The organism is uncultured Granulicatella sp., from assembly GCF_963515095.1.
Classification (GTDB): Bacteria; Bacillota; Bacilli; order Lactobacillales; family Aerococcaceae; genus Granulicatella.
Genome location: NZ_CAUPXD010000024.1, coordinates 1 through 17,652, shown reverse-complemented (window position 1 = coordinate 17,652; position 17,652 = coordinate 1). Strand labels below are relative to the sequence as shown.

At 32.9% G+C, this 17,652-nt stretch carries 20 protein-coding genes; 1 reads left to right on the top strand and 19 read right to left on the bottom strand.

Going from position 1 to position 17,652, the window contains the following annotated elements; genetic code table 11:
- Positions 1-8 precede the first annotated feature (8 nt).
- From RWL86_RS06200 to glgB, 18 genes are all read right to left on the bottom strand, one after another.
- The gene (locus RWL86_RS06200; protein ID WP_314077983.1) at positions 9-1,361 is read right to left on the bottom strand and encodes a DUF2130 domain-containing protein; all 1,353 of its coding nucleotides are present in this window, start codon (positions 1,359-1,361) and stop codon (positions 9-11) included.
- Positions 1,362-1,394: 33 nt separating this feature from the next.
- Positions 1,395-1,949: a thioredoxin domain-containing protein gene (locus RWL86_RS06195; RefSeq protein ID WP_314077982.1), complete on the bottom strand. Its 555-nt coding sequence runs from the start codon at positions 1,947-1,949 to the stop codon at positions 1,395-1,397.
- A gap of 15 nt (positions 1,950-1,964) precedes the next feature.
- Entirely contained in the window at positions 1,965-2,486 is a 522-nt protein-coding gene (locus tag RWL86_RS06190) for an isochorismatase family cysteine hydrolase (protein WP_314077981.1), read from the bottom strand.
- Positions 2,483-3,160 (bottom strand): YoaK family protein, encoded by a 678-nt coding sequence (locus RWL86_RS06185; protein WP_314077980.1) that lies wholly within the window; start codon positions 3,158-3,160, stop codon positions 2,483-2,485. Before RWL86_RS06185 ends, RWL86_RS06190 begins: the two co-directional genes overlap by 4 nt.
- Before the next feature lie 10 nt (positions 3,161-3,170).
- Positions 3,171-3,449: a DUF1294 domain-containing protein gene (locus RWL86_RS06180; RefSeq protein WP_314077978.1), complete on the bottom strand. Its 279-nt coding sequence runs from the start codon at positions 3,447-3,449 to the stop codon at positions 3,171-3,173.
- Positions 3,442-3,723: a glutaredoxin gene (locus RWL86_RS06175; protein ID WP_314077977.1), complete on the bottom strand. Its 282-nt coding sequence runs from the start codon at positions 3,721-3,723 to the stop codon at positions 3,442-3,444. The genes RWL86_RS06180 and RWL86_RS06175 overlap by 8 nt, the downstream gene beginning before the upstream one ends.
- Before the next feature lie 12 nt (positions 3,724-3,735).
- Positions 3,736-4,140, bottom strand: a complete 405-nt coding sequence (locus tag RWL86_RS06170) for a ribonuclease HI family protein (RefSeq protein ID WP_314077974.1) — start codon at positions 4,138-4,140, stop codon at positions 3,736-3,738.
- Entirely contained in the window at positions 4,137-4,349 is a 213-nt protein-coding gene (locus RWL86_RS06165; protein WP_314077971.1) for a cold-shock protein, read from the bottom strand. The genes RWL86_RS06170 and RWL86_RS06165 overlap by 4 nt, the downstream gene beginning before the upstream one ends.
- A gap of 96 nt (positions 4,350-4,445) precedes the next feature.
- Positions 4,446-5,360, bottom strand: a complete 915-nt coding sequence (locus RWL86_RS06160) for a hypothetical protein (protein WP_314077969.1) — start codon at positions 5,358-5,360, stop codon at positions 4,446-4,448.
- A 42-nt stretch (positions 5,361-5,402) separates the two neighbouring features.
- Entirely contained in the window at positions 5,403-5,753 is a 351-nt protein-coding gene (locus RWL86_RS06155) for a DUF2187 domain-containing protein (RefSeq protein WP_314077967.1), read from the bottom strand.
- Between the two features lie 200 nt (positions 5,754-5,953).
- Positions 5,954-6,592: an endonuclease III gene (gene nth / locus RWL86_RS06150; RefSeq protein WP_314077966.1), complete on the bottom strand. Its 639-nt coding sequence runs from the start codon at positions 6,590-6,592 to the stop codon at positions 5,954-5,956.
- Positions 6,593-6,605: 13 nt separating this feature from the next.
- Positions 6,606-7,298 carry a DnaD domain protein gene (locus tag RWL86_RS06145; protein ID WP_314078000.1) on the bottom strand — a complete coding sequence of 231 codons (693 nt, stop codon included), beginning with the start codon at positions 7,296-7,298 and terminating at the stop codon, positions 6,606-6,608.
- A 63-nt stretch (positions 7,299-7,361) separates the two neighbouring features.
- Positions 7,362-8,663, bottom strand: coding sequence for an asparagine--tRNA ligase (gene asnS / locus RWL86_RS06140; RefSeq protein ID WP_314077998.1), 1,302 nt, complete (start codon positions 8,661-8,663; stop codon positions 7,362-7,364).
- A gap of 29 nt (positions 8,664-8,692) precedes the next feature.
- Positions 8,693-9,880, bottom strand: a complete 1,188-nt coding sequence (locus tag RWL86_RS06135) for a pyridoxal phosphate-dependent aminotransferase (RefSeq protein ID WP_314077963.1) — start codon at positions 9,878-9,880, stop codon at positions 8,693-8,695.
- Positions 9,881-9,892: 12 nt separating this feature from the next.
- On the bottom strand, positions 9,893-10,354 hold the full coding sequence (locus RWL86_RS06130) for a DUF5590 domain-containing protein (RefSeq protein WP_314077961.1): 462 nt from the start codon (positions 10,352-10,354) through the stop codon (positions 9,893-9,895).
- A 143-nt stretch (positions 10,355-10,497) separates the two neighbouring features.
- Positions 10,498-11,610, bottom strand: a complete 1,113-nt coding sequence (glgD, locus tag RWL86_RS06125) for a glucose-1-phosphate adenylyltransferase subunit GlgD (RefSeq protein WP_314077959.1) — start codon at positions 11,608-11,610, stop codon at positions 10,498-10,500.
- Position 11,611: 1 nt separating this feature from the next.
- Complete coding sequence (locus RWL86_RS06120) at positions 11,612-12,784, bottom strand: glucose-1-phosphate adenylyltransferase (protein WP_314077957.1); 1,173 nt, start codon at positions 12,782-12,784, stop codon at positions 11,612-11,614.
- A 20-nt stretch (positions 12,785-12,804) separates the two neighbouring features.
- Complete coding sequence (gene glgB, locus RWL86_RS06115; RefSeq protein WP_314077955.1) at positions 12,805-14,658, bottom strand: 1,4-alpha-glucan branching protein GlgB; 1,854 nt, start codon at positions 14,656-14,658, stop codon at positions 12,805-12,807.
- A 285-nt stretch (positions 14,659-14,943) separates the two neighbouring features.
- Here glgB and RWL86_RS06110 point away from each other — a divergent pair, with 285 nt between their 5' ends.
- Positions 14,944-16,794: a glycoside hydrolase family 13 protein gene (locus RWL86_RS06110; protein ID WP_314077954.1), complete on the top strand. Its 1,851-nt coding sequence runs from the start codon at positions 14,944-14,946 to the stop codon at positions 16,792-16,794.
- A 63-nt stretch (positions 16,795-16,857) separates the two neighbouring features.
- On the opposite strand, the gene RWL86_RS06105 is transcribed toward RWL86_RS06110, so the two are convergent.
- Positions 16,858-17,550: a DUF554 domain-containing protein gene (locus RWL86_RS06105; RefSeq protein WP_314077953.1), complete on the bottom strand. Its 693-nt coding sequence runs from the start codon at positions 17,548-17,550 to the stop codon at positions 16,858-16,860.
- Between the last annotated feature and the right edge of the window lie 102 nt (positions 17,551-17,652).

The following is a 17,652-nucleotide window of genomic DNA, read 5'->3' as shown; positions in this document are numbered from 1 at the left end:
TCATTCTCCTATTCTAATTCTTCAAATCTCTTTTTCATTGTCGCATTATTTTTGACGAGTTTTTTTACAGTTAAATCAGTCGCTTTATTATTCGCTAATCTTAAATTATTCTCAGATGATAACAACGCATCTTTTGTTTTTTGTAAATGCGAAATTGTTTTATCAATTTCATCAATTGCTGTTTTGAATTTCTTACTCGCCAATTCATAGTTTTTAGAAAACGCAGTTTTAAACGCTAGCAAGTCTTCTTCAAAATGCGTAATATCTAATTGTTGCTCTTTCATTTGAGCTAATTCTTGTTTATATTTTAATGAATTTAACGCTGCATTTCTTAATAATGTAATGATTGGAATAAAGAATTGAGGTCTTACCACGTACATTTTCTCATATACATAACTGACATCCACAATTCCATTATTGTATAGTTCATTATCTGCTTCTAATAAAGATACTAAAATCGCATACTCACAATTCTTCTCACGTCGATCTTTATCCAATTCTTTAAAGAAATGTTCATTTTTCTTCTTCGTTGCTGTTTGATCATTTTCATTTTTCATCTCAAACATAATCGATAAAATTTCATTCCCAAAATCATCATATTCTCGGTAAATATAATCGCCCTTACTTCCTGTTTTAGCATCATTATCTTTACCAAATTCAGCTCTTGGAAAAGCGGTCATTCTCAACTGATTAAATTGAATCTCACAATGTTGTTCTAAACTTTCACCGACCATTTTTGTCGATTGTTTTGCTTTAAAATCTTTATAAAAGGCAATCGTTTCGTCTTTTTGACGTAATTCTAACTCGTATTTTTCTTTTAAAGCAGCCGCTTGAACTTCTTGTTCTTTTTCTTGCAAATGATTTTTCGCTTCTAAATCAGCAATAACACGATCTTTTTCAGCAGATAACTGAGAAACTCGTAAGGCTTCTTTTGTTTCTTGTGCATCAATTTTTGCTTGAAGAGACTGAATGAGTTGTTCTTGCTGAGTAATTTTTTCTTGATATTGCTGCGTCAATTCTTGTTTTGAAACAACTTGTTCTTGTTGAATCTTAGATAATTCCATTTCTAATTTATGTTTTTCTTTTTCAACTTGAACTTCCATTTGTTGACTAGCTTGTTTTAGCTCTTGCTCTAATAAAGCAATTTGTTGTGTATAGTGTGCTAATTTCTCTTCAAAATGAGATTGAGCTTGTTGAGATTTTAATTGTTGTTCTGTTTCAAATTGTTTTTTGGCTAATTCTAATTGTTGATGAATTTCTTGTGTAAATTCTTGATTACGAACTTGACTCACAATATCTGCATAAGAATGTTCATCAATTGTAAAAACCTTTTGACAGTGCGGACATTTAATTTCGTTCATACAAGTCCCTCTCCTTTTTAAATTAAAATAGTCTTATTTATTAACGAATGCAATAATATCTTCCACGCTAATTGATGAATCGCAAACTACACGAGCCTCTCCACTTTTAGCAACTAATAGACCTGGCACTGTTGGTATACCATATTTTTGTCGGAATGATTGAATCTCATTTAATTGTGTAACATCTTCACTATTAACAAAAATTGCTGGTTTATTTAAAGCTTGACGTGCTTCATTCATTTTTGGAGCAAAGCGACGGCAATATGGACATGTTGGACGTCCGATAAATAACACTACTTCTTCTCCATTTGAGATTAAGTTTTCTACTTCTTTAATTGATTTTTTTTCAAACTTTTCTACTGCTTCAAAAAATTCTTGTAACATAGTTTTTTCTCCTTGTTTTGGATTAATATCCTTATATTTTTTTCTTAAATAAATTAATCGTGTGATAAATCCTCCAAGCATTCCAATTGCTACTCCACCGATTAATTCTTGAATGATAATCCCAATTACAATACCAATTAGAATTGCTACTAACATGATGGCATTCAGGACATTTAGTTCTTTTAATTTTTCTTTAGAATCCATTCTTTCACCTACACTTTATTCTACCACATTAATTTGACACATTTTCATGGCTTCTAATGCTTGCTGATGACTTTGAGGGGTTACCCCTGCACATGAAGTAGAGTATACATTAATGGGTACCTCAGGGAAGTTTGCTTTTGCTAATAAGACATTGCTAATGACACAAATATCTGTACATAAACCTAAAAATGTAATGGAACTAATGGACGGAACTTCCTTCAATAATTCCATTAATGCTGTAGATCCAAAAGTAGGTTTTTCAACTCCAACAGCTTCTTTTTCTAAAAGAGCTTCTTGTACAGTTGCATCTAATTGCCAACCTGGAGTTCCTTTGACACAGTGAACAACTGGCAATTTTTTTCCTTCTTCTGTTTCTAAATAATTTTCATGATGAGTATCCAAAGTATAAAAAACTTTACCTGAAAACTCTCGAATCGTTGATGCTACATTAGGAACAATTGCAACTGCTTCTTTTGTCCCTAAGACTCCATCTACAAAATCTTTTTGCATATCCACTACAACTAAAATATCTGTCATGCTTCTTCCTCCAACAAATGATAGTATGCATATAAATGACGGAATAAGAAATAATACCCACCAACTAATACATAACTAATACTAATAACAAATAGTAATAATTCTTTAGACCATGCTGCCATTTCAAATGCTAATGCTCCTCCAAATAAAAAGAACAACATGCTTAAACTATAAAAAACTATTTTTATTTTATCCTTACGATGACCTCTTAGACATCTACCAATCGCAAATCCTGTATCCGTTAAATAGCCCGTAAAATGCGAGGTTCTTACAATCATCCCACGGTAATAAATAAACATACCATTTTGAACACCGACTGTAAAAGCTAATTGATATATCCATAAAGCTTCTAGCTGTAACCAGAAACTAATTCCTAATAACAAACCTAATACAATTAACAATATTCCATATCGGTTTGCAAAACGGAAAACTTTTTCAGAAAAAATCATTCCGCAACATACTCCACCGAGTAAAAAACTAATAACAATGAATAGTAATGTAAGAGCGTGACTTGTTTCACCCGACATCGCATGGATTAAAATCCCTGAAACATTCCCCGTCATATGGGTCGTAGGTTTTTCATATAATAATAATGTTGTAATATTTACAAATCCGGAAAGAGAACTCAGAAGTCCAATCCAAATCGCAAATAATATTCCTTTTTGTTGCTTCATCTCTTCCCCCTTAAAATTGTTGCATAAAATATAGGAAAGCCATTCCCCAACAAAACACATTGATTCCATAACAAATTGTAAAATAAATTCGGTGAGTTTTATGGTGGAATACGAGCATTCCTAGTATTCCACCAATTCCCCCACCAATCAGACCTAATGTTAATAATCTTCTTTCAGGTATCCGCCACTTTTTTCGTTTGGCTGCTCTCTTATCAATTCCCATTAAAAGAAATAATAAAAGATTTATCAATAGTACATATCCTAAAAATAACGACGGAATATTACTCAACTGGTACAGCCTCACAGCTAGTTCCATTTAATTGACCAATTTCAAAAATATATTGACCAGTTTTTGTCACTAAACAAGGAACACCAACCATTCCCCATTGTTTACGACCTTCAAATTGTGGTTTATCATCTCTTAAACGAATAAATTCTTTTAAATTTGCCATACTTGCAGTAATATCTACCTCACGATAGCTAATATTTTGTCTTTGTAACTCCTCTACAAATGCTTTAGTATCTGGGCATAAGCTACTAAAATACAATACATGTTCTTCCATCTTAAAAACTCCCTATCTTCCTAAAATTTGTTGTAAAGCTTGTCTTGCTAATTGATCAGCACCTCGGTTTTCCTTTTCAGGAATCCATTCTAAAAATAGCCGAGGAAATTTTTTTCGTTCTCCCTGAACCTTTTTTAGAATCTCTTGGTAAGCTACTTGTTTCGTATAATTTTTTTCAATCGCCATCATCGCAAATTTCGAATCAGAATTTAAAAAAATCATGTCATAATGCCATTCTTTTTCCTGAAGAATGATTAAAGCACGATAAATCGCCCATAATTCTGCTTGATGATTATCCATTAATAGTTCAGAATTTTCTTTAAACAAAAATTGTTGCTTTTGATGCAAAATTTCAATTCCAATTCCAACTTTCCCTGGATTACCATTCACAGCAGCATCAGTTCTTACTCGAATCATTTTGAAACTTCTACTCGCACATGAGTAGCTTGAAGTCCATGAGCTCCTTGCGCAATTTCAAATTCTACTTTTTGTCCTTCTTTCAACGTTTTAAATCCTTCAGATAAAATCCCTGTGAAGTGAACAAATACATCTTCATCTGTATCAGCAACAGAAATAAAACCATAGCCTTTTTCATTGCTAAACCATTTTACAATTCCTTTTTTCATGATGAAAACCTCCAGCCTTTTCTATTATTAGACAGCTTTTATCTCATTATATACGTTCTAATTCTTTTTTTAAAATGATTTGTTTCAAGTCTATTTTCAGTATTTACTTTTTCGAAAATCATCATATTGTTTAACAAAAGTAGCATCATCATAAAATAAACTTTGCATTAAGTCTTCTTTTTCTGAAAAATATTTTATCCATTCCTCAAATGAAGAAATATACTCTTCTTGAAACGGATATAATCGAATCGTGTCTTGCATCCATTTTTGAGCTAATATCGTAGCCTCTTCCATCGAAAAATAATTCATTAACTCATCTAACAACACTGACTCTTCTTTATACAATGATGATTTAGAAATTGAAAACAGTTTATTTCGTTCTAACAGTATTATTTTCCCATTCCAGAGTAATTGAATCACCTCAAGCGTTCCAGAGTCCAACCATTCATCTAATAGAATTGCTTTATCAAACATTGGTGTCTGTGGATGAAGCAAAAATAACTGAATCACGAATTCTTTTTGAGGTAATGTAGAATCAATTAATACTTGAGTGATATATTGAATTTTTTCAATAGAAAAAATCTTATCTTTTTTCTGTAACGCTTCCCCTATTTCTTGTAACTGCTGAACTTTCTCTTGTTCCTGTTTCAATTGTTGATTCATCATTTTTAGTTGTAGTGCGTTTATACATGGAACCTCTAAGTGTTCAGAATGTTTTAGATATGCTTCCACTTCTTCGAATCGATTCATATGAATTAATGCTTCTAAATAAACAGATACATACTTTTCACCTTGCAATTGAAACTCTTCTACAAGCCAAATGATTTCACTCCAGTCTTGGCTACGACATAGTAAAATCCATAATTTTTCCAATAGTTGATCTGAACGAGTCTTAATATATCCTTTTTCTAACCAATCAATGGCACCGATTAAATCATCTTCTTTCTGACATTGAGTTGCTTTTTGAATATAAAATTCTTCTTGATTTGGAAATTCTATTGTATTTCCCATTTCTAACCTCCTATATTAAAAGAAAAACAGACTAATCCAAGATTAGTCTGCCTTAGCATCATCCGGTAAAAATTCAATAATATCTTTAAAATTTACGATGGTGCGGTCTTCACAAATATCTTTCATAACGGTCGTAGAAGATTCCCAGTCAATAATCACGACTGCACTATTAGAAAGTAACTTATAAATCACACCATACATTTGCTGTTCTCTAAACGTAAAATGAATTCGGTCTCCTACATCAGGTCGAATAGAATCTTTTACTCGTTTAATGACAACAAGAACTTCTTCATAAGAAACACCCAATATATGTGCAATACGAGATTTGCTAGTTCCTTTACGAAGTTCCGTTTCAACGATTCCTTGAACTTTCTTGGTCACTTTAAGTGCCATCTCTATCGCCTCTTCCCACGGGCCTTCCAAATCCAACACATCTGCAATATTACTAAGTTTAGTATAGCACATTAAACGTTTATTGTCAGTTAAAAAATCTCAAAAACATTGTTATTATCACATTTTCAAGCTATAAAGGGGAAGTTGTTGGGAATTTTTGTTAACGTTTTATTATCCGTATTTGTTTATTGTTCGATTCATTATACTTCTCTTTGACCAAACGCACACATTTCTAATAAGGGACATTCATGACATTTTGGTTTCCGAGCAATACAATGATATCTTCCAAAGAAAATCATCCAATGATGCGCTCTCGACCATAATTCTTTCGGAATTTTACGACATAACGTTTCTTCTACTTCTAACACTGTATCTTTTTGTCTACAAATCTGTAGTCTTTTAGAGATTCGCTCAACGTGTGTATCTACTGCAAACGCTGGGATATTAAAAGCAACACTCATCACTACATTTGCAGTTTTTCTACCTACACCTGCTAAACTCACTAATTCTTCTCTAGTATGGGGAACTTCTCCATTAAATCGTTCCAGTAGTTGTTGCGCACAAAGACGAATATTTTTTGCCTTACTTCGATACAATCCTAATGATTGAATACATTCAATCACTGCTTCCTCACTAGCAGCCGCTAAATGAGCTGGAGTTGGAAATCTCTCAAATAATTTTGGAGTTACTTTATTCACACCTACATCGGTTGCTTGAGCACTTAAAATCGTAGCAATCAGTAATTCAAAAGCATTGCGATGATTTAACTCACAATGAGCATCTGGAAATAAATCTCCCATTGTTTGAACTGCTTCAATCGTTTTTGTTTTTGATAACATCGTCTTCCCCCCATTAATCCAACCAATTATCTAATGGAACTAGAGGAATCGGTATTGTTTCTTTTGGTTTTGCTGCAAAATTGCCATTTCTCGTACGATTCTTATCTTGAATGACTTGTTGAACCGTTTTGAACCCTTTTCTTTGCCATGTTAATAAAATCTTATCCATATACTTCAATGTAAACACTTGATTTAAAACAGCTTCTTTTAAAGCTGCTAAAATTAACTCATATGAATATTCATCTTTATCAATCCAACTTTTAATCATTTGAATTTCGTACGAACTAATCGGTCTTCCAAATTCTTTTTCGATTACGAAAATTAAATTTGGCTTCTCTTTTTCTTCTTTTTTTGCCACTTCTTGACGATGTAATATTTCCAATTGTTGAAATAACGGCGCTAAACTATAATATTCTTCTTTTTTTCCTTGTTCATTTTCTTTTTGGGTAACGGATACCACTTGTCTATCCAATAAATGTTGAATAATTTGAAATAAAGTATTTTCACTAATTGAAAACACCTCACAGACTTCTTCTACATTCAATGGAAAATATTCTGAAGTAGTATGTTGTAACCACCAAGAGAGCATTAAGCATTCTTGTGCCGTCAATTGTAATTGTTGATAATATCGGATGAATGGATTTGGAACGGTTGTTCCTCCTTGATACATCCAAAATTGTTGAAATGTTTGTTCCAAAATTTTCACCTCTTTTTCTGACATAAAAACCGATTTCTAGAAATTCTAAAAATCGGTTTGAAATTGTCTATTCTATGGGAAAATACGGTTTAATAAACGTGGGAATGGAATTGCTTCACGAATATGTTTCGTTCCAGCAACGAATGTTACCATTCTTTCTAATCCTAGTCCGAATCCTGCGTGAGGAACTGAACCATATTTTCTTAAATCTAAATAGAATGCATAATCATCTGGATTTAAGCCATTCTCTTTAATTTTTGCATATAATTTATCATAGTCTACTTCACGCTGCGAACCACCGATAATTTCTCCATATCCTTCTGGAGCTAATAAGTCCGCACAAAGTACACGGCTTTCATTACCTGGTACTGGCTTCATGTAAAATGCTTTAATCTCCGCTGGATAGTTAATAACGAATGTTGGAACTCCAAAATGGTTTGAAATCCAAGTTTCGTGTGGAGAACCAAAGTCATCTCCATGTTCTAAATGTTCATAATCTGTATCTTCATCTGCTTCGTGAGCTTGTAGTAAGTCAATCGCTTCATCATAAGAAATACGTTTAAATGGTTCACTGACATATTTCTTCAATAATTCTACATCTCTTTCTAATGTTTCAAGAGCATGAGGAGCACGGTCTAAAACTCCTTGAATTAATGCTTTTACATAAGCTTCTTGTAAATCTAATGATTCGTCATGAGTCACGAATGGATATTCAGCATCCATCATCCAGAATTCTGTTAAGTGACGACGAGTTTTTGATTTTTCAGCACGGAATACTGGTCCAAAGTCGAATACTGGACCGAATGCCATTGCTCCAGCTTCTAAGTATAATTGACCTGATTGAGATAAGAAAGCTGGATCTCCAAAATAATCTGTTTCAAATAATTCAGTTGTATTTTCTGCTGCATTTCCAGATAAAATTGGGCTATCAAATTTAATAAATCCATTTTGATCAAAGAATTCATAGGAAGCATAAATAATAGCGTTACGAATTTGCATAATGGCATGTTGTTTACTTGAACGTAACCATAAATGACGGTGATCCATTAAGAAGTCCGTACCGTGTTCTTTTGGAGTAATTGGATATTCATGACTTTCCCCAATCACTTCTAATCCTGTTACTAATAATTCATACCCTAATTTTGAACGAGTATCTTCTTGAACTACACCTGTTACATAAACAGCTGTTTCTTGTGTTAATGATTTAGCAATTTCAAATACTTCTTCTGGAACATCGCTTTTTACAACAATCCCTTGGAAATAAGCTGCTCCATCACGTAATTGTAAGAACGCAATTTTCCCACTTGAACGTTTATTAGCTACCCAAGCTCCAATTAAGACTGTTTGTCCGACATAATCTTTTGCTTGGTTCATTCTGATTTTTTTCAAAATAATCCCTCTTTCTACAAATAATTTCTAACAAATTGATTGATTCTTTGAGCGGCATTTTTTAGTTCTTCTTCACTACTTGCACAACTTAATCGCAAGTAGCCAGTACAACCGAAGTTTTCACCTGATACAGTCGCCACTCCAACTTCCTCTAATAATTTTAATGCAAATGCATCTGATGTTTCAACTCCAACTATTTTCATTGCTTCTTGAATATTAACAAATAAGTAGAAGGCTCCACCTGGTTTCACACATGACATACCAGGAATTTCCTGAATGAGTGCATGAAATAACTCAATTCTCTTTTGAAATTTATGACGCATCGCTTCTTTATCTTCTTGTAAATCTTCCTGAAAAGCACGAATCGCAGCATACTGAACAACTGCAGCTGGATTACTCGTTGTATGACTGGTTAAGTCATTCAGTGCACGAATCACTTCAATTGGACCAAAGGCATACCCTAATCTCCAACCCGTCATCGCAACAGATTTCGATAATCCATTAATGACTAATGTATTATTTTTGATTTCTTCAGATAGACTTGCCACACTAATACTTGGCACATCATGCACTAATTCATAATAAATCTCATCAGCGATAACAAACACTTGATGATTTAATGCCCACTGACAAATCTCATACAATTCTTCTTTGGAATACGTTAATCCTGTAGGATTCGATGGAGAATTCAAAATTAATAACTTTGTTTTATCTGTTAAAGCTTTTTCTAACAAATCTACGGTTAATTTAAAGGCATTCTTCTCACTTGTTTCCACAAAGACCGGTACACCTTGAGCTAATGTTATTTGCTCTGCATAACTCACCCAATAAGGAACTGGTACTAAGACTTCATCACCTGGGTCAATTAATGTTTGAAACGCAGAATATAACGCAAACTTCGCTCCAGCAAAAACAGCTACTTGTTGTTTATCAACTTTTACACCATCTTTTCTTAAATGAAAATCACTTATCGCTTGTTTTAATGCATCTAACCCTAAAGTAGGTGTGTAATGATCGGTTTCATGTTTCAATAATGATTCAATTGCTGCTTTTGTAATTTTTTCTGGCGTATTAAAATCAGGCTCACCAATTGATAAGCTAATAATATCTTTTCCAGACGCTTTTAATTCTCTTGCTTTTTGTGTCATCGCTAAAGTTCCCGAAGGAAGTATTTTAGCGACACGTTCTGAGATTTTTACCATAATAACCTACCTTTAAATATTTTCAATATCTTTAATCCATTGTCCATTTTTGGCGGAAATATAATAATATCCAATTCGTTTATTGCTTGTTCGATAATTAACTTCCCAAACTGGTTCATCTTTTATCATTCCCAATCTTGCTTCTAAAATCTCATCTGTATGTTTCGCTTGTTTTGTGATTGAGCGCGCTTCTTGTTCATTGATAACAGCATCCTGTTGTAATACGGTTACTTCCTTCTTTTCCGGAGAAACAATCGCATATAATTGTTGACCTTCTGTCGTAATTCCAGCTAATGAATAATAAGTTTCTTCCGTATTAAACCAATAAAAATCTGTAATTTTTGTAAATTGAACTTTTTGTGCTGCAATTTCTACTGCCAAGTCTTTAGCCTTTAACCGTTCTGATTGACTAAGATAAAATATTCGAGCAGCTCCAAAAAAAATCACTAAAAACGTGCAGACGAAAAGCAACATCGTACGTCTTCTCATGGATGCACAACCTTTTCTAATTTTTAAATTCAGATAAATTTATTATACGATAAGCTAGTAAAAAGCACCAGTATTTTATAGCGACAAGCAAAAAAAGATAGCTCCCAAACTGGAAGCTATCCTAAACATTACACACATTTATTTTTTTCAACAATGACTTGGCATTCACTTGTTCCTGATAATTCTTTTTCTTCAGGAACTTCAATGCTTTTATCCGTTATTACGTAATTTAATTTCGCACCTTTTTTAATAATGGAGTCTGCCATAATAATGCTGTTTTTTACAACAGCTCCTTCTTCAATAATGACATCACGGAAAATAATACTATTTTCAACAGTACCATTAATGTAAGAGCCATCTCCTAATAATGAACGTTTTACTTTGGAATTTTCTCCATAATGAGTTGGCACACTATCTTGTACACGTGTTAAAATTTCAACTCCGCTATCAAATACGGCTGTCAATGTTTCAGGTTTTAATAAATCTTGGTTGAAATCAAAATAATCTTTTACACTATTGATAACTTTTGAATACCCTTTAATTTCATACGCATAGACATTTAAAGTATCTAAATTTTTAGAAACATAATCGCGTAAAATATCTTCCCATCCTAAAGTCATTCCCTTTTTAATGATGGCATTTAACAATTCTTTTGTCATAATATAAATTTTAGCTTGAGTCGCACATTTTTCTTTTCCACCATTAAAATGATACAACGTTTCATACACTTTATAATCTTTGTCAAAAATAATCTGAGATTCGCCAATTTCAGGTTTGCGATAGTGATACGCAACCGTAATGTCAGATCCAGTGTCGACATGATATTGAAACATTTCTTTAAAATCAATATTTCCAATAATGTTTGTATCAGCCAAAATACAATACTCTTCACTTAAATCTTCCGTATAAACCATTGTATTGACTAAAGCTTCAATTTTATTTTGAGGAATACGATTTGATAAATAATTCGATAATGGCGTAATTAATGTTAAGCCACTATTTTTTCTGTTTAAATCCCAATCTTTTCCCCAGCCTACATGGTCTCTTAAAGATTTATAATTATGGTTTGTTAAAATACCGATATTGTCGATTCCTGCTTTTACTAAAGACGATAACATAAAGTCTACTAAACGATATCTAGAACCAACTGGAAGTGAAGCTAAAGTTCTTGAACGAACAAGTCCATGTAAATCATCCTGTCTATAATTATCCGCAAATAAAATCGCAAAAGCTTTTATCATTTTAGCATCCTCCCGCTTTCTTCGGTTCAGTGACGACTTCATTGCGTCCAATTACCGTAATCATATCTTTTCCTAATTCAATTTTTTCATGACCGATTGATACGCCCGCTTTAATCACCGCTCCTTCGGCTACAATTGTGTGATAGACACTTGCTCCTTTTTCAATCGTGGCATTTTGCATAATAATACTATCTTTTACAACAGCTTCTTCTGCAATGACCACTCCAGAAGAAATAATTGAATCTTTTACTTGACCAAAAACTAAAGTACCATCAGAAATCATTGAAGATTGAACATCAGCATGTTCTCCTAAATATTGAGGTAAACGTCCTTCATGACGATAATAAATTCTCCAAGTTTTATCATCAATATCAAAAGCTTCACGAGATTTAATTAAATCCATATTCGCTTCCCATAAACTTTCAATCGTACCTACATCTTTCCAATATCCTTCAAATGGAAATGCATAAATGTTCTTTTCTTCTTCTAATAACATTGGGATAATGTTCTTTCCGAAATCTTTTTCACTTTCTGGATTTGCTTCATCTCGAATTAAGTATTCACGTAACACTCTCCAATTGAAAATGTAAATCCCCATTGAAGCCTTAGTTGAAATTGGATTTTTTGGTTTTTCTAAAAACTCCACAATTTTCAAATCTTCATCAGTATTTAAAATCCCAAAACGATGAGCTTCTTCCATTGGTACATTAATATGAGCAATTGTTAAATCTGCCTCTTTTTCCTTATGGAAATCTAGCATCTTATTATAATTCATTTTATAAATATGATCTCCTGATAAAATTAAGACATATTCAGGTTCATATTGTTCGATATATTTAATATTTTGATAGATGGCATGTGCTGTTCCTTTATACCATTCCCCTGTTTTACCAGCAGTATAAGGAGGTAAAATAGACAATCCTCCATCCATTCTATCTAAATCCCATGGTTGTCCATTGCCCATATAAGAATTCAATTCTAAAGGTTTAAACTGTGTTAAAACCCCTACTGTTGAAATTCCTGAATTTGCACAATTTGATAATGGAAAATCAATAATACGATACTTTCCACCATAAGGTACAGCTGGTTTAGCCATATCTTGCGTTAAAACTTGTAATCTAGTCCCCTGGCCTCCTGCTAGTAACATTGCAACCATTTCTTTCTTTCTTGCCATCTGTTTATCCCCCACATTATTTATTTTTTCTCAAGATACATTGTTGAAAATGCTGGTATCGTTAGTTGAAGTGTATATGGGAATTCTCCACATTGTTGTTGTTTTGTTTTTAAATTTCTATTAACAATGCCTTGTCCACCAAATTTTTTAGCATCTGAATTTAATGCCATTTTATAGCTTCTTTCGTCATGGAATCCAATAGAATACTGTTCCCAATTTTCTCCAGAAAAATTAGAAATGACAAGCACTTCTTGACCATCAGCAGCTTTTCTTGAAAAAGCAAATACATTATGAGAAGCATCATCGACCACATGCCATTCAAATCCTTCCCATCCTCCATCTTGTTGCCAAAGAGCCGGTGTTTTACGATAATACTGATTTAACTCTTGAGCAAAACGGTGTGCGTTATAATGTGATGGAAAATCTAATAACATCCAGTCTAATTCTTTATTTTCATCCCATTCGATAAATTGAGGGATTTCTGTTCCCATAAAGGTTAATTTCTTACCAGGATGAGCAAACATATATCCTAAAAATGTTTTATAATTAGAAAATTTATCATCATAACCGACTGGGAATTTATCTAATAATGATTTTTTCAAATGTACCACTTCATCATGGGAAATCGGTAAAATAAAGTTTTCTACAAAAGCATAACACATTGAGAATGTTAATTTATTATGAGACCATTGACGATAAATTGGATTTTCTTCAATATAATCTAAACTGTCATTCATCCATCCCATATTCCATTTGAAGTGGAAACCAAGTCCACCGTCTTGAATTGGTGCAGTAATTTTCGGATAAGCTGTTGCTTCTTCTGCAATCATCATCACGCCTGGATAATTTTCTTGAACATAATAATTTAATGTTTTAAAGAAATCCAGCACTTCTAAATTCTCATTTCCTCCATAAATATTTTTAGCTGCTAAATGCTGAGGACGATCATAATCTAAAAATAGCATAGAACTTACTGCATCAACGCGTAAGCCATCTAAATGAAATTGTTCAATCCAGTAACAAGCGCTAGAGAATAAGAAAGAACACACTTCTCCACGTCCATAGTCAAATACTCGTGTTCCCCATGACTTATGTTCTTTTTTACGTTCATCAGAGTATTCGTAACAACATTCTCCATCAAATTCATATAAACCATATTCGTCTTTTGTAAAATGTCCAGGTACCCAATCTAAAATAACGCCAATGCCATTTTGGTGAGCTCTATCAATTAAATATTTAAAGTCATCTGGAGTTCCAAAACGTGATGTCACTGCAAAGTAACCTGTCACTTGATAGCCCCAAGAAGGATCATATGGAAATTCCGTAATTGGGAGTAATTCGATATGCGTATAATGCATTTGCTTCACATATGGAATTAAAGTATCCGCTAATTGACGATAACTAAGAAATTCGCCATTTTCTCCATGCTTCCATGATCCTAAATGAACTTCGTATATATTCATTGGTTGTTGGAAAGGAATTGATCTTTGTTTTAACCATGTTTCATCTTTCCATAAATAATTTTGGTCTTCATATACTTTAGAAGCTGATTCTGGTCGAGTTTGCGCATGTCTTGCATACGGATCTGCTTTCCACAACATTCTTCCATCGGAAGCTTTAATGACATATTTATAAGAATCATATGGACGAACATTTGAAACAGTTCCTTCAAAAATACCTTCATTATTGATTCTTGTTAATTCATGAACTGTTGGTTCCCATCCACAGAAATCACCCGAAACAAAAACCGCTTGAGCATGTGGCGCCCAGACTCTAAATGTACATTGATCCCCATCAAGAAACGAACCTAAAAATTCATACGTCCGAAAGTTTTTCCCCTCATGAAATAAATATTTATCCAAAGAATAATCCATAAATATATCCTCCTTCTTTATCAATACGTTTTACTTTTCACGAAAAGCGTTTTCATTTGCTGTTAATAAAAAAATCGCCATTTCATTTGTTTCCGTTTACTTATGGATTAATTATAGCATAAAGTTGTGAGTTTTCGTATATTTTTTTCATTTTTTCGCAAAAAAAGTAAAGCGTTTTATAAATAGAAATGTTTCAAAATATTTTGCGCACAAACTATTTCTTTTTTTATTATTTTATACTACAATTAATTTAATATTGCTTATAAAAAGAAAGGAAGATATTTCTTGATTCAATTTAATCCTCTTCAAGATAAATATCCAAAAGGTGCAGTCTCTTCTTCTCAAGGCATTCTTTTTGAAGTATGGGTTCACCAAGATTTTTATTTTAAACAAATTTCATTAAACTTATTTAATGATTTCACTCAACAAAAATTTATTTATATATTGGAACCAACTGATGTATTAAAAGAACAATCTCGTAAATATATTGTCAATGTCCCTGCATTAGAAACTGGACTTTATTTTTATGATTTTGAAATTACATTCGAAGATTCCACTGGATATTTGAAAAAACATAAATTTAATGCTGTCTTTACAATGGAAGAACAGTCTTACTCTTCATGGCAATTAACTGTATATGATGCAGACTTCCAAACTCCAGAGTGGATGAAAGGGAGCATTATGTATCAAATTTTCCCAGATCGCTTTAAGAAGAGTCCACATTATCAAGCAACCGTAGCTGCTAATGAAGAGATGCGTGTTAGACATGACGATTGGAATGCTATTCCTTATTCTTCTATTACACATGAAGATTATCGAGCACAAGATTTCTTTATGGGAAATTTAAAAGGAATTCATGAAGAATTACCTTACTTTAAACAATTAAAGATTGATAGTATTTACTTAAATCCAATTGTAGAAAGTCCTGAAAATCATCGCTACTCTACTTCTGATTACTTTAATGTAGATCCTTATTTAGGAACTGTCCAAGACTTTAAAGATTTATGTAAAGATTTTAAAGAAGAAAATATTCGTATTACATTAGATGGAGTATTTAGCCATACAGGTGCAGATAGTATTTATTTCAATCGTTATGGACATTATGACAGTGTAGGAGCTTATCAATCTCAAGATTCTCCTTACTATCCATGGTTTACTTTTATGGAGTTTCCAAATGTTTATCAATCATGGTGGGGATTCACGAATTTACCAACTGTTGTAAAAGAAAATAAAGAATATCAAGAATTTATGTTCAATGCTAAAAATGGTGTTATTCCTTATTGGCAACGATTAGGAATTGGTGGATGGCGAATTGATGTAGCAGATGAATTTCCAGATTGTTTCATTGATCAATTAAGAAAATCTGCCAAACAAGAAGATCCAGATTGCTTCTTATTAGGGGAAGTTTGGGAAGATGCTACGACAAAATTCTCTTACAACACAAGAAGAAGATATTTCTTAGGAAAGCAATTTGATAGTGTGATGAATTACCCATGGAGAGATGCGATCATTCGCTTCGTTAAACATAAAGATGCTCGTCAATTTTCTCTAGCTTTTTTAGAATTATTAGAGAACTATCCAAAACCTGCATTAGATGTTTTAATGAACTTATTATCGAGTCATGATACAGAAAGAATTTTAACGATTTTAGCATTTGATAGACCAGAAGAATTCCCTGTTGAAAAACGACCAGATTATAAACTGACTGCTAGTGAATATCAATTAGCAAAAGAGAGATTCTTTGTCGCATCCTTTATTCAATTTACGCTTCCTGGTGTTCCTTGTATTTACTATGGAGATGAAATTGGTATGTATGGCTTTAGAGATCCATATAATCGTATGCCTTTCAAATTCAACGAAAAAGATGATGAAGTATTAGCATTCTATCAAGAATTAACAAACTTTAGACATCAACATCAAGAAGATTTTAAAGCAGACTGTGACATCATTAAAGTAACAGATGGCTGTATTGCTTATAAACGTGGCAAATTGCTATGTATTATCAATTTAGATAATTCTGCTCATTTCCTTGCAAACTATTCAGGAGATAGCCTTTACCAAAAAGGTGAATTTTATCCTACACCTCATGGTATTGTAATAGGTCCAAATAGTTTTGGAGCGATTGAATTAGCTTAATTTTATACAAAAGAGAGTGAATAGAAATACAACTTGTATGCTATTCACTCTCTTATTTTTATCTTATCCACGGATGAGACTAAATAATGGAATTAACACAATCGGTAAAAACATTGCAGGTAAAAAGTTCATGACTTTTATTTTTGTTAATTCTAATAAATTCATTCCTAGTGCCACTAGTAATAAAGAACCTACCGCAGCCATTGCAGATACGATTGATTCACTTAAGTAAGGTGCTACAAATTGTGCGAGAAGCATTATTCCACCTTCATACAAAAGAATGGCTAATGCGGATAACATGACTCCTGCTCCTTTTGTCGTCGTTAGTATAATAGAAGCAAATCCATCAATTAAAGCTTTCGTTATTAGAATACCGTGATTATTTCTCAATCCTGCTTCAAGAGACCCCATTACAGCCATTGCTCCAACACAAAAGATCAATACAGCTGACACAAAACCTTCTGCCAATTGATTTTGAGACCCCTCTTTTGATAGTTTATCTTGAACCCACTCTGCAAATTTTCGAATATTCTCTTCTAATTGCATCATTTCCCCAAGATATCCTCCTAGTGAAATCGAAACAATTAACAAAATCATATCTTGATCTACTAAAGCTCCTTTTAATCCAATGATAAACGTAATTAATGCAAGACCTTGCATAATATGAGAAGACATCTTTTCAGACATTCCTCGTTTTAAGAATAATCCAATCATTGTACCAATCACAATCGCAATAACATTTATGATTACACCCATTTAATTCTAGCTCCTTTTAGCAATACTGCTACAAGTATACTGCTATTAAATCATGACCACCCGTCTAACGGGTGGTTTGAACCGGGGCTATAAGCCCAGATT